The organism is Nguyenibacter sp. L1, assembly GCF_035199985.1.
GTDB lineage: Bacteria > Pseudomonadota > Alphaproteobacteria > Acetobacterales > Acetobacteraceae > Gluconacetobacter > Gluconacetobacter vanlangensis.
This window is the reverse complement of sequence record NZ_CP127015.1, coordinates 3,879,483-3,897,037: the sequence shown is the minus strand read 5'-3', so window position 1 is coordinate 3,897,037 and position 17,555 is coordinate 3,879,483. Positions and strand designations below refer to the sequence as shown.

At 71.6% G+C, this 17,555-nt stretch carries 14 protein-coding genes and 1 other RNA gene; 14 read left to right on the top strand and 1 reads right to left on the bottom strand.

What is annotated here, in order from left to right:
- Positions 1–7 precede the first annotated feature (7 nt).
- A complete protein-coding gene (locus QN315_RS17585; RefSeq protein ID WP_408904662.1) occupies positions 8–1,000 on the bottom strand; it encodes an alpha/beta hydrolase in 993 nt (330 codons plus the stop codon).
- A 126-nt stretch (positions 1,001–1,126) separates the two neighbouring features.
- On the opposite strand from QN315_RS17585, the gene rnpB reads away from it, so the two are divergent.
- The 14 genes from rnpB (at position 1,127) to QN315_RS17515 (ending at position 17,505) form a co-directional block, all read left to right on the top strand.
- An RNA gene (rnpB, locus tag QN315_RS17580) (RNase P RNA component class A) lies at positions 1,127–1,531 on the top strand.
- Positions 1,532–1,851: 320 nt separating this feature from the next.
- Positions 1,852–2,382, top strand: a complete 531-nt coding sequence (gene mraZ / locus QN315_RS17575; RefSeq protein WP_323990706.1) for a division/cell wall cluster transcriptional repressor MraZ — start codon at positions 1,852–1,854, stop codon at positions 2,380–2,382.
- A 5-nt stretch (positions 2,383–2,387) separates the two neighbouring features.
- On the top strand, positions 2,388–3,395 hold the full coding sequence (gene rsmH / locus QN315_RS17570; protein WP_408904661.1) for a 16S rRNA (cytosine(1402)-N(4))-methyltransferase RsmH: 1,008 nt from the start codon (positions 2,388–2,390) through the stop codon (positions 3,393–3,395).
- A complete protein-coding gene (locus QN315_RS17565) occupies positions 3,392–4,231 on the top strand; it encodes an ABC transporter permease (RefSeq protein ID WP_323990704.1) in 840 nt (279 codons plus the stop codon). The genes rsmH and QN315_RS17565 overlap by 4 nt, the downstream gene beginning before the upstream one ends.
- 51 nt (positions 4,232–4,282) lie before the next feature.
- The gene (locus QN315_RS17560) at positions 4,283–6,364 is read left to right on the top strand and encodes a peptidoglycan D,D-transpeptidase FtsI family protein (protein ID WP_408904660.1); all 2,082 of its coding nucleotides are present in this window, start codon (positions 4,283–4,285) and stop codon (positions 6,362–6,364) included.
- Positions 6,361–7,842: a UDP-N-acetylmuramoyl-L-alanyl-D-glutamate--2,6-diaminopimelate ligase gene (locus tag QN315_RS17555; RefSeq protein ID WP_323990702.1), complete on the top strand. Its 1,482-nt coding sequence runs from the start codon at positions 6,361–6,363 to the stop codon at positions 7,840–7,842. The genes QN315_RS17560 and QN315_RS17555 overlap by 4 nt, the downstream gene beginning before the upstream one ends.
- Complete coding sequence (gene murF / locus QN315_RS17550; protein ID WP_323990701.1) at positions 7,839–9,257, top strand: UDP-N-acetylmuramoyl-tripeptide--D-alanyl-D-alanine ligase; 1,419 nt, start codon at positions 7,839–7,841, stop codon at positions 9,255–9,257. Before QN315_RS17555 ends, murF begins: the two co-directional genes overlap by 4 nt.
- Positions 9,257–10,348: a phospho-N-acetylmuramoyl-pentapeptide-transferase gene (mraY, locus tag QN315_RS17545; RefSeq protein ID WP_176641568.1), complete on the top strand. Its 1,092-nt coding sequence runs from the start codon at positions 9,257–9,259 to the stop codon at positions 10,346–10,348. Before murF ends, mraY begins: the two co-directional genes overlap by 1 nt.
- Entirely contained in the window at positions 10,345–11,787 is a 1,443-nt protein-coding gene (gene murD, locus QN315_RS17540) for a UDP-N-acetylmuramoyl-L-alanine--D-glutamate ligase (protein ID WP_323990700.1), read from the top strand. The genes mraY and murD overlap by 4 nt, the downstream gene beginning before the upstream one ends.
- Positions 11,787–12,950 (top strand): putative peptidoglycan glycosyltransferase FtsW, encoded by a 1,164-nt coding sequence (locus QN315_RS17535; RefSeq protein ID WP_323990698.1) that lies wholly within the window; start codon positions 11,787–11,789, stop codon positions 12,948–12,950. Before murD ends, QN315_RS17535 begins: the two co-directional genes overlap by 1 nt.
- Before the next feature lie 10 nt (positions 12,951–12,960).
- Positions 12,961–14,118, top strand: coding sequence for an undecaprenyldiphospho-muramoylpentapeptide beta-N-acetylglucosaminyltransferase (gene murG / locus QN315_RS17530; RefSeq protein WP_323990696.1), 1,158 nt, complete (start codon positions 12,961–12,963; stop codon positions 14,116–14,118).
- Positions 14,115–15,554 carry a UDP-N-acetylmuramate--L-alanine ligase gene (murC, locus tag QN315_RS17525; protein ID WP_323990695.1) on the top strand — a complete coding sequence of 480 codons (1,440 nt, stop codon included), beginning with the start codon at positions 14,115–14,117 and terminating at the stop codon, positions 15,552–15,554. Before murG ends, murC begins: the two co-directional genes overlap by 4 nt.
- Entirely contained in the window at positions 15,551–16,549 is a 999-nt protein-coding gene (gene murB / locus QN315_RS17520; RefSeq protein WP_323990693.1) for a UDP-N-acetylmuramate dehydrogenase, read from the top strand. The genes murC and murB overlap by 4 nt, the downstream gene beginning before the upstream one ends.
- Entirely contained in the window at positions 16,546–17,505 is a 960-nt protein-coding gene (locus QN315_RS17515; RefSeq protein WP_323990691.1) for a D-alanine--D-alanine ligase, read from the top strand. Before murB ends, QN315_RS17515 begins: the two co-directional genes overlap by 4 nt.
- Positions 17,506–17,555: the final 50 nt, after the last annotated feature.

Here is a 17,555-nt window from a genome sequence, read left to right as displayed (position 1 = left end):
CGGCCGATCAGGCCGTCCCCCGCGTGTACCCCGCCAGGGCCGCGCGCAGCCTCCGCCCACCGAAGCGGATCGCCGCCCTGCCCGCCGGCATGACGGAATACATGTTCAGATAGCCGTGGATCGTGCCCGGATAGCAGCGCAGCTCGGCCTGCCCGCCCGCCGCGCGCATCGCCTGGGCGTATCCCGTGGCCTCGTCATGCAGCGGATCGAATTCCGCCGGCACGATCACCGCCGGCGCCAGCCCGGCCAGCGATTCGGCAAAGACCGGCGCCATCAGCGGATGGTACAGGTCTTCCGGCGTGCGGACATATTGCTCGGCGTACCATTCCATCAGCCGGGCCGTCAGCATGTATCCCTCCGCGTGGATCCGCCGCGACGGCACCTCCCGCGCCCCGTAGAGCGACGGATAATACAGCAACTGCAGCGCCAGTTCGGGCCCGCCCCGATCCCGCGCCAGGTGCGCCAGCACCGCCGCCAGGTTCCCCCCGGCGCTGTCCCCGGCCACCGCCAGCCCGCCGCCCCACCGCCAGGACTCGCCCGCCAGCCAGCGCAGCGCCGCCCAGCTATCCTCGACCGCCGCCGGAAAGCGATGCTCCGGCGCCAGACGGTAATCGAAGGACAGCACCGCCGCCCCCGATGCCCGCGCCAGCCGGCAGCAGATCCCGTGATGCGAATTCAACCCGCAATGCACGAATCCGCCGCCATGCAGAAACAGCACCGCCCCGCGCACCTTCCCATGGGGCAGGTACAGCCGCGCGGGCCGCAGCTCGGTCGCCCCCGGCACCCGCAGCGCCATCACCCGGCGCAGCGGCAGGCTGGACAGGGCCTGCGGAAAACAGGGCCGGTCCAGCGCCCGCCGCAATTCCGCCAGCGTGCGCGGCCGGCGCGCGCGCAGCGACGCCCGGCCGGACAGATGCCCCAGCACCAGCCGCGACGCCAGCCCCAATCGCCCGGCTTTCAGCCGCGTCGCTCCCGGTCGCGCCGCGTCCGATTGCGCCATTCCCGATTCCACCGCCGGCCCGCCCGCCATGCCCGCGCTCCCACCCTCGCCTCATCATGTCGTCCGCCTCTTGATGCGGCGCATTCCCCCTTGACGCAAGCCGCCCGGACCGCCAGTTTCCGCATGCCAGACGGTCGGGCGACCGCTGTCGCTCACGCGATGGAGGAAAGTCCGGGCTCCACGGAGGAACGGTGCCGGCTAACGGCCGGCGGGGGCGACCCCAGGGAAAGTGCCACAGAAAACAAACCGCCCCCACGGCATTCCGGTACGCCGGAGATGGTGCGGGCAAGGGTGAAACGGTGCGGTAAGAGCGCACCGCGCGTGCGGCAACGCAGGCGGCAGGGCAAACCCCACCGGGAGCAAGACCGAATAGGAACGGCAGGCGACGCCCCCAAAGGCGCCGCCGGGGGTCCCTCCGCCCCGTCGTTCGGGTTGGTCGCGTGAGGCGCGCCGCAAGGCGCGTCCCAGAGGAATGGTCGCCCCATCTTCATCGAGGATGGACAGAACCCGGCTTACAGACCGTCTGGCCTCGTCGTCTCCTGCGGAACATACCCCCAACAAAATGCCCCCAGCAAAATGTTCTCGTTTTGATCACATTCAAACTAGAACATAACGTAAACATTCATATTCATGCCGCATTCCAAAGTCCGCCCGCTGCGACAATTGGGGTCAAGTCCTGTCACGACTTGTCCAACCCACGAAAAACTGCGGTTTTCTGCCAGAATTTCAGCGCGTTTTGTTTGACGTCCCATAAAATCCCATGATATCCCATGAAAACCCGGCGCGCAGGGGGCGCCGGCCCATGCGCAATCGCATCCGCAACCATCCAGCCGAGGGAGCATCGCAAAAGCGTGAGTGTGTTCCTCGGCACCCATCAGAACCGCCTCGACGCCAAGGGCCGCGTGTCGATCCCCGCTCCCTTCCGCACGGCCCTGCGCGCCCAGGCCCAGGCCGGCGACGCGCTGGTCGTCCTGCGTCCCTCGCACCAGCATCCCTGCATCGAGGCCTGGCCCACCGCCGCCTTCGCGGCTCTCAGCCAGCCGCTCGACCGGCTGGACATGTTCTCCGACGAACATGACGACATGGCCGCCGCCCTCTATGCCGACGCCTTCCCCGTCGACGCCGACCGCGAGGGACGGATCATCCTGCCCGACGCGCTGAAGGAACACGCCGCCCTGACCGACAGCGTCGCCTTCATGGGGCTGGGCCGCATCTTCCAGATCTGGGAACCCGCCGCCGCCGAACGCCGCCGCGCCGAGGCCCGCACCCGCTCGCGCAATCTCGCCCTGCCGGCCCAGAACCGCGCCCAGAGTCACGTTCAGAATCACGTTCAGCAAGGCGGCAGCCCCCTCGGCGGGACCAACGGCGGAGGCGCCGCATGAACGCCATGACCACGCCCCCCGCCGGCCACCGTCCCGGCCATGTCCCCGTCATGCTGGCCGAGGTGCTGGCGATGCTGCAGCCGCGCGACGGCGCCGCCTATCTCGACGGCACGTTCGGCGGTGGCGGCTATGCCCGCGCCATTCTGTCGGCGGCCCGCTGCACCCTCTGGGCCATCGACCGCGATCCCGCCGCCATCCGCCGCGGCCACGCGCTGCAATCCGAACTGCGCGCGCAAGAGGGCGAAACCCGCCTGCACATGATCCATGGCGGCTTCGGCGACATGCAGGCCCTGCTAGAGGCGCGCCACGTCCCGGCCCTCGACGGGGTGGTGCTCGATCTCGGCGTGTCCTCCTTCCAACTGGACGAGGTCGAGCGCGGCTTCTCCTTCCGCACCGACGGCCCGCTGGACATGCGCATGGACGACACCGGCCCGACCGCCGCCGACATCGTCAATACGATGGCCGAATCGGACCTCGCCGACGTCATCTATGAATATGGCGAGGAACGGCTGTCCCGCCGCGTCGCCCGCGCCATCGTCGCGGCCCGCGCCCAGGCGCCGATCCTGACCACGTTCCAACTCGCCGACATCATCCGTTCGGTCGTGCCCGCCGACCGCTCGGGCATCGACCCGGCCACCCGGTCGTTCCAGGGCATCCGCATCCATGTGAACGACGAACTCGGGCAGATCGCCGCGGGCCTCGACCAGGCGCTGGGCCTGCTCGCCCCCGGCGGCCGGCTGGTCGTCGTCTCCTTCCATTCGCTCGAGGACCGGCTGGTCAAGCAGGCGCTGAACCGCGCCGCCGGGCGCCTGCCCGCCCCCTCGCGCCACGACCCCAGGGCGATGCAGGCCCGCGCGGCCGCACCATCCTACCGCCTGCTCACCACCCGCGCCCTGCGCCCCGGCGCGGCCGAGTGCCACGCCAACCCCCGCGCCCGCAGCGCCCGCCTGCGCGCGGCCGAACGCCTTTCCCTCCCGGACATAACCGACAACCAGCCGGAACGCCGCCCATGATGCGATCCTTCACCCTCCTCTGCGCCGTCATGGCCGGCCTGTCCGGGCTGTTCCTCTATTCCAAGAAGCACCAGACCACGCTTCTGGACCAGCGGATCTCGGAAATCGTCGCCGACACGCAGCATGTCCGCGAACAGACGGCCATGCTGCGCGCCGAATGGGCGCTGCTGAACCAGCCGGACCGTCTGGCCGCCCTGTCGGCACGCTTCCTGCCGGACATCCACCCGATGGCGCCCACCCAGTTCATCCAGATGGCGTCGCTGGCCGACCGCCTGCCCGCCCCCGGCGCCCGGCCGCTGCCCCTGGTCAACCCGCGTGACGCGATCGGCGCCACGCTGGCTCCGCCCCCGGCCCATGCCCCGGCCGAACCGGCGCCCGCCATCCCGCAGCACGAAACCCCGGCCCCCGCCATCCTGGCGGCGGCGACGCACCGCCAGCCGTCCGAATCGGCCCAGCCGGCCCAGCCGGCCCAGCCTCCGGCCCGCCCGGTACTGCTGGCCTCGGCCACGATTCCCGTCGCCCCGACGGCGCCAATCCGCCCGGCGACTCCACGTTTTGTCCACCCTGCCGCGCTTTCGCCCGAATTGCCGCCTAACGCCGGGCGCCGTGCCGTACAATCCGTTGCCCACGTCGCGCGCGCCGTGCTACTGCCTGCCGCCAACCCGGCCACCCGGATCGCCGCCTACCATCCGCCCCGCCCGGCGCCGATGGCCGTCGCGGCCTGGCGCCCGGCCGCGCCGGTCCCGTACCAGGAGGCACGGGGATACGGCAGGGGGTCGTCCCTGGGCTTTTCACATTCCGGAACGCTGCCGCCGCCCGTTCCCCTCAGCAACTGATGCCCTCGCGCAGGTAACATGACCAACGGCCCGACCGACACACCAGACAGTATGCGGAGCGGGCCCTCCCGCCCCCCGCGGATGGACGTGCGGGTCACCGGCGACGACCTGCGCACCCGCACGGCGCGCGAGCGCACGCAGTCGCGGCTGCTGGGCGTCTCCGCCCTATTCTGCGGCCTGTTCGGCGCGGTCGCGCTCAAGCTCGCCTTCGCCACCGTCATCATGCCGATGGCGCCCGAACGGCGGCAGATCGCGCCGCAGGTCCCCGACATCCCCAAAAGCGACCCCAAGGGCATGGAGGCCGATTTCGCCCTGCCGCAGGTCCACCGCGCCTCGATCACCGACCGCAACGGCCAGGTACTGGCGATCTCCCTGCCGGTCGCGCAGGTCTATGCCAACCCGCAGGAAATGATCGACCCGCAGGACGCGGCGCAGAAGCTCAAGTCGGTGCTGCCCACCCTGGACGTCGCCGAGGCGGTCCGCCGCCTCTCGACGAAGAAACAGTTCGTCTACCTGGCCCGCGACATCTCCCCGATGCAGGAAGTCGCGATCAACAATCTCGGCATTCCCGGCGTCTATTTCGAACCGGGCGAACGCCGCCACTACCCGCTGGGCCGCGTCGCCGCCCACATCATGGGCGCGGTCGATATCGACGATCACGGCGTGGCCGGCATCGAACGTTCCATGGACAAGCGCCTGAACGCCGACCGCACCCCGCTGCGCCTGTCGCTGGACGTGCGCATCCAGGCCGTGGTCCGCGACGAACTCGCCGCGGCCAAGGACATGTTCCAGGCCATCGGCGCCTGCGCCATCGTGATGGACGTCAATACCGGCGAGATCATCGCCATGGTCAGCCTGCCGGACTACGACGCCAACGATTTCGGCCATGCCGACCCCGATGCCCGCTTCAACCGCGCCGTCACCGGCATGTATGAGCCCGGCTCGACCTTCAAGCTGCAGACCGCCGCCATGGCGCTGCAACTCGGCGTCGCCCATGTCTGGGACCGGTTCTCGACCATCCCCATCCATGTCGGCCGCTTCACCATCTCGGACATGAAGACCGACCATTTCGCGCCCTGGCTCTCCCTGCCGGCGGTCATGGCCTACTCCTCCAACCCGGCCGCCGCCCATATCGCGCTCGATGTCGGCGCTCAGCGCCAGCAGGACTGGCTGCGCGCCATGGGCTTCTTCGCGCCCGTGCCGATCGAATTGCCCGAGGCCGCGCGCCCCCTCATTCCCTCGCCCCGCAACTGGGGCATCTCGACGGTCATGACCGTCGGCTTCGGCCACGGCGTCGCCGAACCGCCGCTTGCCATCGTGCGCGGCACCGCCGCCACCGTGAATGGCGGCATCCTGGTCCGCCCGACCCTGCTGGCGCACGACGACCTGATCGCCGACGCCGGCAGCCAGGGCGCGGGCGTCCAGATCACAGGCGCTCAGGACACAAGCACTCAGGACGGGCCAAACGCTCCGGTCGCCAGCATCACCCCAGCCGTCCTGACCACGCCCACCCCCGCCGCCGCGCCCGCTGCGGTGCCAGTCGGCACGCGCCTGATCTCGCCGGAAATCTCGAACGTCCTCCGCCGCATCCTGCGCCTGGTGGTGACCGAGGGCATCGGCAAATCGGCCGAATCCCCAGGCTATTTCGTCGGCGGCAAGACCGGCACGGCGGAAAAGATCGGCCCGCACGGCGGCTATCTGAAACATGTCAATATCGCCGCCTTCACCGGCGTCTTCCCGATGAACGCGCCGCGCTACGCGGTCTATGTCATGCTCGACAGTCCCAAGCCGACCGCCCAGACCCATGGCTGGACCACCGCCGGATGGACCGCCGCCCCCACCGTATCCAAGATCGTAACCCGCATCGGCCCGATGCTCGGCCTGTTCCCCGACACGGCCGACGCCCAGGCCATCGACGCCGCTCTCGCCATCCCGATGGAACCCGCCGTGCCGCGCGGCTATCGCGCGCTGGGCCCGGGCAACGATCCCGGCGATCCGCGCAACCAGCCCAAGCCCGCGCGCAAGGGCGACCGTCACGGCATCCCGCTCGCCGAACAATCGCCCCGCGTCCGCCTGCGCGCCGCCCGCGCCGAACAGGCCGCCCATCCGGCAGCCGCGGAGTCCCGGGGATGAACCGCCCGCTGTCCCAGCTCCTGGCCGTATCGGGCCTGTCCGCCCCGTCGGCACCCGGCTTTGCGATCGATCCCGCGATCTCCGGCGTCACCGCCGACAGCCGCCAGGTCCGACCCGGCATGCTGTTCGTCGCCATCCCCGGCACGCGCGCCGACGGCCGCGCCTTCGTGCCGGCCGCCATCGCCGCCGGCGCCGCCGCCCTGGTCGTGCCCGCCGGCACCCCGGCCGACGGCATCGACCTGCCGGTCATCACCGCCGCCGAGCCGCGCCGCGCCCTGGCGCTGCTGGCCGCCGCCTTCGCCGGGGCGCAGCCCGATCACGTCGTCGCCGTCACCGGCACCAACGGCAAGACCAGCACCGTCGATTTCCTGCGGCAGATCTGGCGGTTCCAGGGCCGCCAGGCCGCCAGCGTCGGCACGCTTGGCCTCATCGCCGACGTCCCCCTCCCCGATTGCGGTCCGGTCCTGACCACGCCCGACAGCGTCGGGCTGGCAAGGGCGCTCGCCGCCATGGCCGGCGGCGGCATCAGCGACGTGGCGCTCGAAGCCTCGTCCCACGGGCTGGAACAGCACCGGCTCGACGGGCTGCGCCTCTCCGCCGCCGGCTTCACCAACCTCACCCGCGACCATCTCGATTATCACGGCACGCTCGACGCCTATCGCGCGGCCAAGCTGCGCCTGTTCGCCGACATCCTGCCCCCCGGCGCCCTGGCGGCGGCCAATGCCGATATGGACTCCGCGACCCTGGACGCCCTGCGCGCCATCGCCGCGCGCAAGCAGATGGAACTGCGCCTGGTCGGCACGGCGGGCGATGCGATCCGCCTGCTGGACAGCACCCCCCTGCCCGAGGGCCAGCGCCTGCGCATCGCCGGCGCCGGCGTCACGCGCGACCTCGACCTGGCCCTGCCCGGCCGGTTCCAGGCGGACAACGCGCTGCTGGCCGCCGCCCTGGCCGCACCCGGCACCCAGGGGCTCGCGGCCGCCATCGACCTGCTGCCGTCGCTGACGGGCGTGCGCGGCCGGATGGAACGCGCCGCCCTGCTCGCCAACGGGGCGGCGGCCTATGTCGACTACGCCCACACGCCCGACGCCCTGGCGCGCCTGCTCGACGCGCTGCGTCCGCACGCGACGGGCCGGCTGATCGCCGTCTTCGGCGCCGGCGGCGACCGCGATCGCGGCAAGCGCCCCCTGATGGGGCACGAGGCCGCGCGCCGCGCCGACATCGCCATCGTCACCGACGACAATCCCCGCACAGAAGACCCGGCCTTCATCCGCGGCGAGGTCCTGTCCGGCGCCCCCGGCGCGATCGAAATCCCTGACCGCGCCCGTGCGATCGCCGAGGGCCTGTCCATGCTCCGCCCCGGCGACGTGCTGGTCGTCGCCGGCAAGGGCCACGAACAGGGCCAGACCATCGGCACCACCACCCACCCGTTCGACGACGCGTCGGTCATCCGCACCCTGGCCGGGGTGGCGGCATGACCGCGCTCTGGACCCGCGCCGAACTCGAAGCGGCAACCGGCGGCACCTTCGCCGGCGACGCCCCGATCGCCGCGACCGGGGTATCGATCGACACCCGCACCCTCGTCCCCGGCGACCTGTTCATCGCCCTGGCGGGCGAAAACAGCGACGGCCACGCCCATGTCCGCGCGGCCTTGGCAAGCGGCGCGGCCGCCGCCCTGGTCCATCGGACGATCCCCGGCCTCGACGATCCACGCCTGCTGCGCGTCGCAGATACGATGGAGGCGCTGGGCGCCCTGGGCCGCCGGGCCCGCGCCCGCTTCACCGGTCGCGTGGTCGCCGTCACCGGCAGCGTGGGCAAGACCACGACCAAGGACATGCTGCGCGTGGCGCTGGGGGCGCTGGGCCCCACCCATTGCGCGGTCGCCTCCTACAACAACCATTGGGGCGTGCCGCTCACCCTGGCGCGTCTGCCAGGGAACGCGGCCTGGTGCGTGGCCGAGATCGGCATGAACCATCCCGGCGAAATCGCCCCCCTGGCCGCCATGGTCCGCCCCGATGTCGCGATCATCACCACCATCGCCGGCGCCCATCTCGGCCATATGGGCAGCCTGGAGGCCATCGCGCGGGAAAAATCCGACCTGATCGCGGCCCTCCCGCCCGGCGGCACCGCCATCGTCCCGGACGACGCGGTGGGCCAGGCCCTGTTCGCCGAGCGTGCCGATCACGCCCGCGCCATCCTGTGGCGCAGCGGCAGCCGGCCCGACAGCGCGATCCGCCTGTCCGACCTCGCGCTCGGTCCGGACGGCAGCGATTTCTCGGTACGGATCGGCGCACAGCACGTCGCGGTCACGCTGCACGCCCCCGGCGCCCACCTCGCCCGCAATGCCGCGACGGCGCTGGGCGCGGTCGCGGCCCTGAATCCTCGTGCCTCGAATTCTCATGCCCCGGACGGCGTCCTCGCGGCTGCCGCCACTGCCCTCTCCGCCTTTCGTCCCGGCACGGGGCGCGGCGCGTACCAGCCGATCCTCGACGGCCGCGCCATGCTGCTCGATGAAAGCTACAACGCATCCACGCTCTCCATCCGCGCCTCCCTCTCCGTGCTCGGCCTGCGCCCGGCGACGCGGCGCATGGCCGTGCTGGGCGATATCCGCGAACTCGGCGCCTTCGCGCGCGCCGAACATGAATCCCTCCTGTCCGCGGTCCTCGCGCATGCGGACATCGTCTATTGCTGCGGCCCCAACATGAAATATCTCTTCGACCTGCTTCCTCCCTCCAAACGCGGCGCCTGGGCGCCCGACGCGGCCGGCCTGGCGCCGCAGGTCCGCGCCGCCGTGGCGCCGGGCGACGTGATCCTGGTCAAGGGCAGCCTCGGCAGCCGCATGCGCGACGTCATCGCCGTCCTCACCATCCCGGCCGGGGCGGATGTGGCCTGATGCTCTACGATCTCGTCCAGCACCACGCCGCGGCACACATCACCATCCTCAACCTGTTCCGCTACATCACCTTCCGCGCGGGCGCCGCCTGCCTGACGGCGCTGGCGATCGCGCTGGTGCTGGGCAACCCGCTGATCGCGCAGCTCCGCCGCATCCAGCGCGAGGGTCAGCCGATCCGCGCCCTCGGCCCCGAACGCCATATCCTGGAAAAGGCCGGCACCCCCACCATGGGCGGGGTGCTGATCCTCGCCGCCCTGTTCGGCGCGACCCTGCTCTGGGCCGACCTCACCAACGGCTTCGTCTGGGCGGTGCTGCTGACCACGCTGGCCTTCGGCGCGGTCGGCTTCGCCGACGACTATCTCAAGCTGTCCCGGCGCAACACGGCGGGCGTGTCCAAGCGCACGCGGCTGGGCTGTGAATTCGCGGCCTCGCTGATCGGCGGCTACTGGCTGCAAAGCCTGATGCCCGCCGACCTCGCCAACCATCTGGCCTTCCCCTTCCTGAAGGAATGGCTGCTGCCGCTGGGCCTCGCCTTTCCGCTCTTCGCCATGATCACCATCTCCGGCTTCGGCAACGCGGTGAACTTCACCGACGGGCTGGACGGGCTGGCGATCGTGCCGGTCATCATCGCCGCCCTGGTCTTCGCTCTGATCGCCTACCTGGTCGGCAACCATGTCTTCGCCGACTACCTGCAACTGCACGCGGTGCCCGGCACCGGCGAACTCTGCGTGTTCTGCTCGGCGCTGGTCGGGGCGGGCCTGGGCTTTCTCTGGTTCAACGCCCCGCCGGCGGCCGTCTTCATGGGCGATACCGGCTCGCTGGCCCTGGGCGGCGCGCTGGGCGCGGTCGCGGTCGCGGTCAAGCACGAACTGGTGCTGTGCATCGTCGGCGGCCTGTTCGTGGCCGAAACCCTGTCGGTGATCATCCAGGTCTTCTGGTACCGCCGCACCGGCCGCCGCGTGTTCCTGATGGCGCCGCTCCACCACCATTTCGAAAAGAAAGGCTGGCAGGAACCCAAGATCGTGATCCGCTTCTGGATCGTCTCGATCGTTCTCGGCCTGTGCGGCCTGGCAACGCTGAAACTGCGATGACGATCCGTCCCGCCGATCCCGATATCCCGGGGCCCTTCCCCCCCGGCCTCTTCGCCGGCCACCGCTACGCGGTGCTGGGGCTCGGCCGCAACGGTGCGCCCGTCGTCCGCGCGCTCGCCGCCATGGGCGCGCGGATCCAGGCCTGGGACGACGGCCAGGCCGCCCGCACCGCGCTGAACGCCGATCCGGGCGACGCGTCCGGCATCACCATCGCCCCCTTTTCGACCCTGGACGGGTTCGACGCCCTGGTGCTGTCCCCGGGCATCCCGCATCTGCTGCCCGCCCCCCACCCGGTCGCCCTGCTGGCCCGCGCGGCCGGCATCCCCATCCTGTCCGACGCCGACCTGCTGTTCCGCGCGGTGCGCCGCGCGGGCTCGCGCGCCCGCTTCGCCGGCATCACCGGCACCAACGGCAAATCCACCACGACCGCCCTGCTGGCCCACATGCTCCAGGCGGCCGGCGTCCCGGCAGCGGCGGGCGGCAATCTCGGCCCGGCCTCGCTCGCCCTGCCCCTGCTGCCCGACGACGGCGTCTACGTGCTGGAAATGTCGTCCTACATGCTGGAACGGCTGCACGATCTGCGCTTCGATGCGGCCTGCCTGCTCAACCTCACCCCGGACCATCTCGACCGCCACGGCGACATGGCCGGCTACCGCCAGGCGAAGCTGCATATCTTCGACCGCCAGGGCCCCGGCGACCTCGCCGTGCTGGGCGACAACGCCGCCGCCGACGCGCTCTGCCAGGATTTGCACGCACGCGGCATAAGCGTCATGACGATCTCGGGCAGCGCCCCCGCCGACCTGACGGGCGCGGACGGCACGCTGCGCGACACCGCCGGCCCGATCGCCCCGCTCGCCGCCTCTCCCGCCCTGCCCGGCGCCCACAACGCGGAAAACGCCGCCGCCGCGACCGCCATGGCGCTGGCCCTCGGCGTGCCCCGCGCATACATCCCCCAGGCGCTGCGCGACTTCCCCGGCCTGCCCCACCGCCAGAAACCGGTGGGCGCGATCGACGGCATCCGCTTCATCGACGACAGCAAGGCCACCAATGCCGACGCCGCCGCGCGGGCGCTGGGCTGCTACGACCGGCTGGTCTGGATCGCGGGCGGCCTGGCCAAGGCCGGCGGCATCGCCGACCTCGCCCCCTATTTCCCACGGATCGCCCACGCCCTCCTGATCGGACGCGACGGCCCGGCGCTCGCCGAAACGCTGGCGGCGCACGGCGTGCCCCACACCCTGTCCGGCACGCTGGACCAGGCGGTCCCCGCCGCCCTGGACGCGGCCCGCCGTACAGGCGCGCCCGTCGTGCTGCTCTCGCCCGCCTGCGCCAGCTTCGACCAGTTCAGCAGCTTCGAACAGCGTGGCCGGCATTTCGCCGCGCTGGTCGAGGGCATCGCCAATACCCAGGACGGGAATCACGAATACGGGGATCACGGATAATGGCCGCCATTTCGCGCGTCGATGCGTCCTATCTCGCCCGCTGGTGGCGCCATGTCGACCGGGTGACGCTCTCCTGCATCGGCATCCTGATCGGCTTCGGCTACGTGCTGATGCTGGCGGCCAGCCCGGCGGTGGCCACCCGCATCGGCGCCTCGCGCGACATGTTCATCCTCAAGCAGGTCATCTTCCTGCTGCTGGCCGGGGCGATCGTCACCGCCACCTCGCTGCTCTCGCCACGCGGCGTCAGGCGCCTGGCGGCGGCGGGCTTCGTGGTCGCCATCGGCGCCACCGCCCTCACGCTGGTCCACGGGGTCGAAATCAAGGGCGCACGGCGCTGGATCGCGCTGCCGCTGATGTCGGTCCAGCCCTCCGAATTCCTCAAGCCCTGTTTCGCGGTCGTCACCGCCTGGCTGCTGACCGAACGGCGCCTGCGCCGCTTCTTCCCGGGCATGCCCATCGCGCTCGGCCTGTTCGCGGTCATCCTGCTGCTGCTCAAATCGCAGCCCGATATCGGCATGCTCAGCGTGATCACCACGGTGTTCCTGGCCCAGCTCTTCATCGACGGGCTGAACATCTTCTTCGTCGGCGCCGGCGTGGGCTGCATGATCGCCGCCTTCCTGGGCGCCTACATGGTCTTCCCCCATGTCCGCTCGCGCGTCGAACGCTTCCTGCACCCCAATGTCGGCGACCATTACCAGATCGACACCGCGCTGCGCGCCTTCGGCAATGGCGGGCTGATGGGCCGCGGCCCCGGCGAGGGGCGGGTCAAGGACCTGCTGCCCGACGCCCACGCCGATTTCGTCTTCGCCGTGGCGGGCGAGGAATTCGGCATGCTGATCTGCCTGTTCATCATCGCCGTCTTCGGCGTGATCGTCATCCGCACCCTGCTCAAGCTGCTGCGCGAGGACGATCCCTTCATCGTCGTCGCCACCGCCGGCCTGGTCACCGGCTTCGGCCTCCAGGCGTTCGTCAACATGGGCTCGACCCTGCACCTGATCCCGACCAAGGGCATGACCCTGCCCTTCATCTCCTATGGCGGCTCGTCGGCCATGTCGGTGGCGCTGACCATCGGCATGGTCCTGGCCCTGACCCGCCAGCGGACGGGCGAAAGCCGCATCCCGCGCGGCCGTCCCGCCTTCCGCGGCCGCCGTGCCGCGGCATGAGGACCGAATCATGATCGCCCGCCCGATCGTCATCGCCGCCGGAGGCACCGGCGGCCATTTCATCCCCGCCGAGGCCCTGGCCCGCGCGCTCGCCGCGCGCGGCCACGCCATCGCGTTGATGACCGACCGCCGCGCCGGCGAGCGCGGCCACGGTATCTTCGCCGAGGGCCCGCAATTCGTGCTGCCCGGCGCAGGCATCGCCGGCCACGGGCTCGCCCGCCGCGCCGGCGCCGCCCTGGCTCTGGCGCGCGGCACACGCCAGGCCCGCGCCATCCTCCGCCGGCTCGATGCCCTGGCCGTGGTCGGCTTCGGCGGCTACCCCTCGGTCCCCCCCCTGCTGGGCGCCCGCCTTTTGGGCAAAGACCGGCCGCTGATCTTCCTCCATGAAGGCAACGCCGTGCTGGGCCAGGCCAACAAGGCGCTCGCCCGCTTCGCCGACGGCATCGCCACCTCCTTCGCCCGCGTCGCCGGCCTGCCGGCCGCAGCACATCCCGAGCCGACCGGCATGCCGGTCCGCGACGACATCGCCGCCCTGCACGCCACCCCCTACGTCCCGCCGGGCGACGCGATCCGCCTCCTCGTCTGGGGCGGCTCCCTTGGCGCCAGGGTGTTCAGCGACGTGGTGCCCGACGCCATCGGCCGCCTGCCGGCGGGCCTGCGCGCGCGCCTTCACGTCACGCAGCAGGCCCGCGCCGAGGATATCGACCGGGTCCGCGCCGCTTATGACGCGCTGGGCATCCGCGCCACCCTCTCGCCCTTCTTCTCCGACGTCGCGGCCCTGCTGGCCGCCGCCCACCTGGTCGTCGGCCGCGCCGGCGGCTCGTCGGTCGCCGAACTGACCAATGCCGGCCGTCCCGCCATCCTGGTGCCGCTGCCGATCGCCGCCGGCGACGAACAGGGAGCGAACGCCGCCGCCCTGGTCCAGGAAGGCGCCGCCTGGATGATCCGCCAGCCCGACTTCACCGCCGCCGCGCTGGCCGAGCGGCTGCAGGCCCTGCTGTCCGATCCCGCATCCCTCGCCGATGCCGCCCGCGCCGCGCGGGGCCTGGCCCGCCCCGACGCCGCGCGCCGCTTCGCCGACCTGATCGAAGCCCGGATCGCGGAACGCTTGCACCGGACGCCCCGCCCCGCCTATCCGACAGCCGCCAAGACGGAGACCCCAGCATGAGAGCCCTGCCCCTTTCCATCGGCACCATCCATTTCGTCGGGATCGGCGGCATCGGCATGTCCGGAATCGCCGAGGTGCTGCATCTGCTGGGCTACGCCGTCCAGGGGTCGGACATCGCGGAGAACGCCAACGTCCTGCGCCTGCGCGCCGCCGGGATCAAGGTCGCGATCGGCCATGACGCCGCCAATCTCGGCGCGGCCCAGGTCGTGGTCACCTCGACGGCGGTCAAGCGCGACAATCCCGAGGTCCTGGCCGCCCGCGCGCGCCTGATCCCGGTGGTCCGCCGCGCGGAAATGCTGGCCGAGCTGATGCGCCTGCGCTGGTCGGTGGCCGTCGGCGGCACCCACGGCAAGACCACCACCACCAGCCTGATCGCCGCGGTGCTCGAAGCCGCCCGCCTCGACCCCACGGTGATCAATGGCGGCATCATCGAGGCCTACGGCACCAACACCCGCATGGGCTCGGGCGACTGGATGGTGGTCGAGGCCGACGAATCCGACGGCTCCTTCCTGCGCCTGCCCTCGGTGATCACCGTCGTCACCAACATGGACCCCGAGCATCTCGACCATTGGGGCACGGCCGAGGCGATGCAGGCCGCCTACGACCAGTTCGTCGCCAACATCCCCTTCTACGGCTTCGCCGTGCTGTGCATCGACCACCCGGCGGTGCAGCAGATGATCCCGCGCCTGTCCGACCACCGCATCATCACCTACGGCTTCTCGCCGCAGGCCGACATCCGGGCGGAAAAGATCATCACCGACAAGCTCGGCGCGACGTTCGAGGTCGTGGTGACCAACCGCAACCGCAACCGCACCCGCCGCGCCGGCCCGTTCCGCCTGCCCATGCTCGGCCATCACAACGTGCAGAACGCCCTGGCCGCGATCGCCGTCGGGGTCGAGATGGAAATCGACGACGCCACCATCCGCTCGGCCTTCGCCGGCTTCCGCGGCGTCAAGCGCCGCTTCACCCGCACCGGCGAAACCGGCGGCGTCACCGTGATCGACGATTACGGCCATCACCCGGTCGAAATCGCCGCCGTGCTCAAGGCCGCGCGCCAGGCCGGGGCGCGCGACGTCATCGCCGTGGTCCAGCCCCACCGCTATTCGCGGCTGCAGACCCTGTTCGGCGAGTTCTGCACCTGCATGAACGATGCCGGCACCGTCATCGTGGCCGACGTCTACGCCGCCGGCGAAACCCCGATCGACGGCATCAGCCGCGACGCCCTGGTCGAGGGCCTGCGCGAACGCGGCCACCGCTCGGTGGTCCCGCTGCCCGGCCCCGAACACCTGGCGGAAATGATCAACGCCATCGCCCGCCCCGGCGATTTCGTGGTCTGCCTCGGCGCCGGCAGCATCACCAACTGGGCCCAGGCCCTGCCCGGCGAACTCGCCGCCCTGCAGAACCCGGCGGCCAGGTCGGGGGGCTTCGCGGCATGATTGCCGCCGCACCCGAATCCTCCGCCTCCCCGCCCGCCGCGGCCGATCCGGCCGCGCTGCGTGGCCTTCTGTCCGGCCTGCGCGGCCGCCTGACCCCGGGCGCCGCGCTCGGCCCGCGCACCTGGTTCCGCGTCGGCGGCCCGGCCGACCTGCTGTTCCAACCCGCCGATACGGCCGACCTGGCCCAGGCCATGCGCCTGCTCCCGCCCGACGTCCCTGTGACCGTTCTGGGGGCATGCTCCAACGTCATCCTGCGCGACGGCGGCATCGCGGGCCTGGTCATCCGGCTGGGCGGCGGCTTCGCCGACATCGCGATCGAACCGGACGGGCTGGTGGCCGGCGCCGCCTGCCTCGACATGGTCGTCGCCGAACGCGCGGCCGAGGCCGGGCTGGCGGGCCTGGAATTCCTCGCCGGCATCCCCGGCTCGATCGGCGGCGCGGTGGCGATGAATGCCGGCGCCTATGGTTCCGACATCGCCACGATCCTCGACTGGGCCGACATCGTCACCCGCGACGGCCGGACCCTGCGCCTGTCCGGCGCCGAACTGGGCTTCGCCTACCGCCATTCCGCCCTGCCGGCAGGCGCCGCGGTCGCACGCGCGCGCCTGCGCGGCACCCCCGCCCCGTCCGCCGAGATCCGCCGATCCATCGCCGCCATCCGCCAGTCGCGCGAGGAGTCGCAGCCCGTCCGCGCCCGCACCGGCGGCTCGACCTTCCGCAATCCCGACCCGGCCCTCACCGACCGCAAGGCTTGGCAGCTCATCGACGCGGCCGGCTGCCGCGGCCTGGCCCTGGGCGGCGCGCAGGTCAGCGAAAAACACTGCAATTTCATGCTCAACACCGGCACCGCCACCGCCGCCGAGCTTGAAACGCTGGGCGAGACGGTGCGCAGCCGCGTCCAGGCCGCCACCGGCATCGCGCTCCATTGGGAAATCAAGCGCATCGGCCGCCCCGATCCTGCCTCTATCCCATCCCCTGCCGGAGACCCCGCATGACCGCACCGCGCAAGATCACCGTGCTCATGGGCGGCCTCTCCGCCGAACGCAGGGTCAGCCTGTCCAGCGGCGCCGGAATCAGCGCGGCACTGCGCGAGGAAGGATTCGACGTCCGCGTGATCGACGCCGGCCCCGATCTCGGCGCCATCGTCGCCGACCTGACCGACCACAGGCCCGACGTCGTGTTCAACGCGCTCCATGGCCGCTTCGGCGAGGACGGATCGATCCAGGGCGTGCTGGACTGGATGAACATCCCCTATACCCATTCCGGCGTGCGCGCCTCGGCGCTGGCGATGGACAAGGCAGCCGCGCGCACCACGCTGCGCGCCGCCGGCCTGCCGGTGGCCGAGGGACGGGTGATCGACATCGCCGACTTCCCCTCCGCCGACCCGCTGCCCGCCCCCTACGTCATCAAGCCGCTGAACGAAGGCTCGTCGGTGGGGGTCGAGATCGTCCGCCCCGGCTCCAACCGCCGCGCCGCCATCGCCGCCGCCTGGACCTACGGCCCCCGCGCGCTGGTCGAGACCTTCATCCCCGGGCGCGAGATCACGGTGGGCGTGCTGGGCGACCGCGCCCTGACGGCGACCGACATCACCCCCAACCCGTCCCAGACGCACGAATTCTACGATTACGACGCCAAATACGGCGATGACGGCTCCCACCACCAATTGCCCGCGCGCATCCACCCCGACGCCTTCGCCCGGGCGCTGGAACTGGCGGTGGCCGCCCATCGCGCGATCGGCTGCTCCGGCGCCTCGCGCACCGATTTCCGCTATGACGATACGTCCTGCGGCGACGGACCCGACCGCCGCCCCGGCCGCCTGGTCGTGCTCGAAGTCAATACCCAGCCCGGCATGACGCCCACCTCGCTCCTGCCCGAACAGGCCGCGCATTGCGGCATCTCCTACGGCGCGCTGTGCCGCTGGATGGTCGAGCACGCGACCTGCCGCACCTGAAGCCCCGCACCGAAACCCCACCCTTGAGCCAAGGAGGATCACGAACCGCC

Bases quoted from the DNA above. Each gene is read 5' to 3' on its own strand.
- QN315_RS17585 (WP_408904662.1), bottom strand. From the start codon at position 1,000: ATGGCGCAATCGGACGCGGCGCGACCGGGAGCGACGCGGCTGAAAGCC.
- rsmH (WP_408904661.1), top strand. From the start codon at position 2,388: ATGACCACGCCCCCCGCCGGCCACCGTCCCGGCCATGTCCCCGTCATG.
- QN315_RS17565 (WP_323990704.1), top strand. From the start codon at position 3,392: ATGATGCGATCCTTCACCCTCCTCTGCGCCGTCATGGCCGGCCTGTCC.
- QN315_RS17560 (WP_408904660.1), top strand. From the start codon at position 4,283: ATGCGGAGCGGGCCCTCCCGCCCCCCGCGGATGGACGTGCGGGTCACC.
- QN315_RS17555 (WP_323990702.1), top strand. From the start codon at position 6,361: ATGAACCGCCCGCTGTCCCAGCTCCTGGCCGTATCGGGCCTGTCCGCC.
- murF (WP_323990701.1), top strand. From the start codon at position 7,839: ATGACCGCGCTCTGGACCCGCGCCGAACTCGAAGCGGCAACCGGCGGC.
- mraY (WP_176641568.1), top strand. From the start codon at position 9,257: ATGCTCTACGATCTCGTCCAGCACCACGCCGCGGCACACATCACCATC.
- murD (WP_323990700.1), top strand. From the start codon at position 10,345: ATGACGATCCGTCCCGCCGATCCCGATATCCCGGGGCCCTTCCCCCCC.
- QN315_RS17535 (WP_323990698.1), top strand. From the start codon at position 11,787: ATGGCCGCCATTTCGCGCGTCGATGCGTCCTATCTCGCCCGCTGGTGG.
- murG (WP_323990696.1), top strand. From the start codon at position 12,961: ATGATCGCCCGCCCGATCGTCATCGCCGCCGGAGGCACCGGCGGCCAT.
- murC (WP_323990695.1), top strand. From the start codon at position 14,115: ATGAGAGCCCTGCCCCTTTCCATCGGCACCATCCATTTCGTCGGGATC.
- murB (WP_323990693.1), top strand. From the start codon at position 15,551: ATGATTGCCGCCGCACCCGAATCCTCCGCCTCCCCGCCCGCCGCGGCC.
- QN315_RS17515 (WP_323990691.1), top strand. From the start codon at position 16,546: ATGACCGCACCGCGCAAGATCACCGTGCTCATGGGCGGCCTCTCCGCC.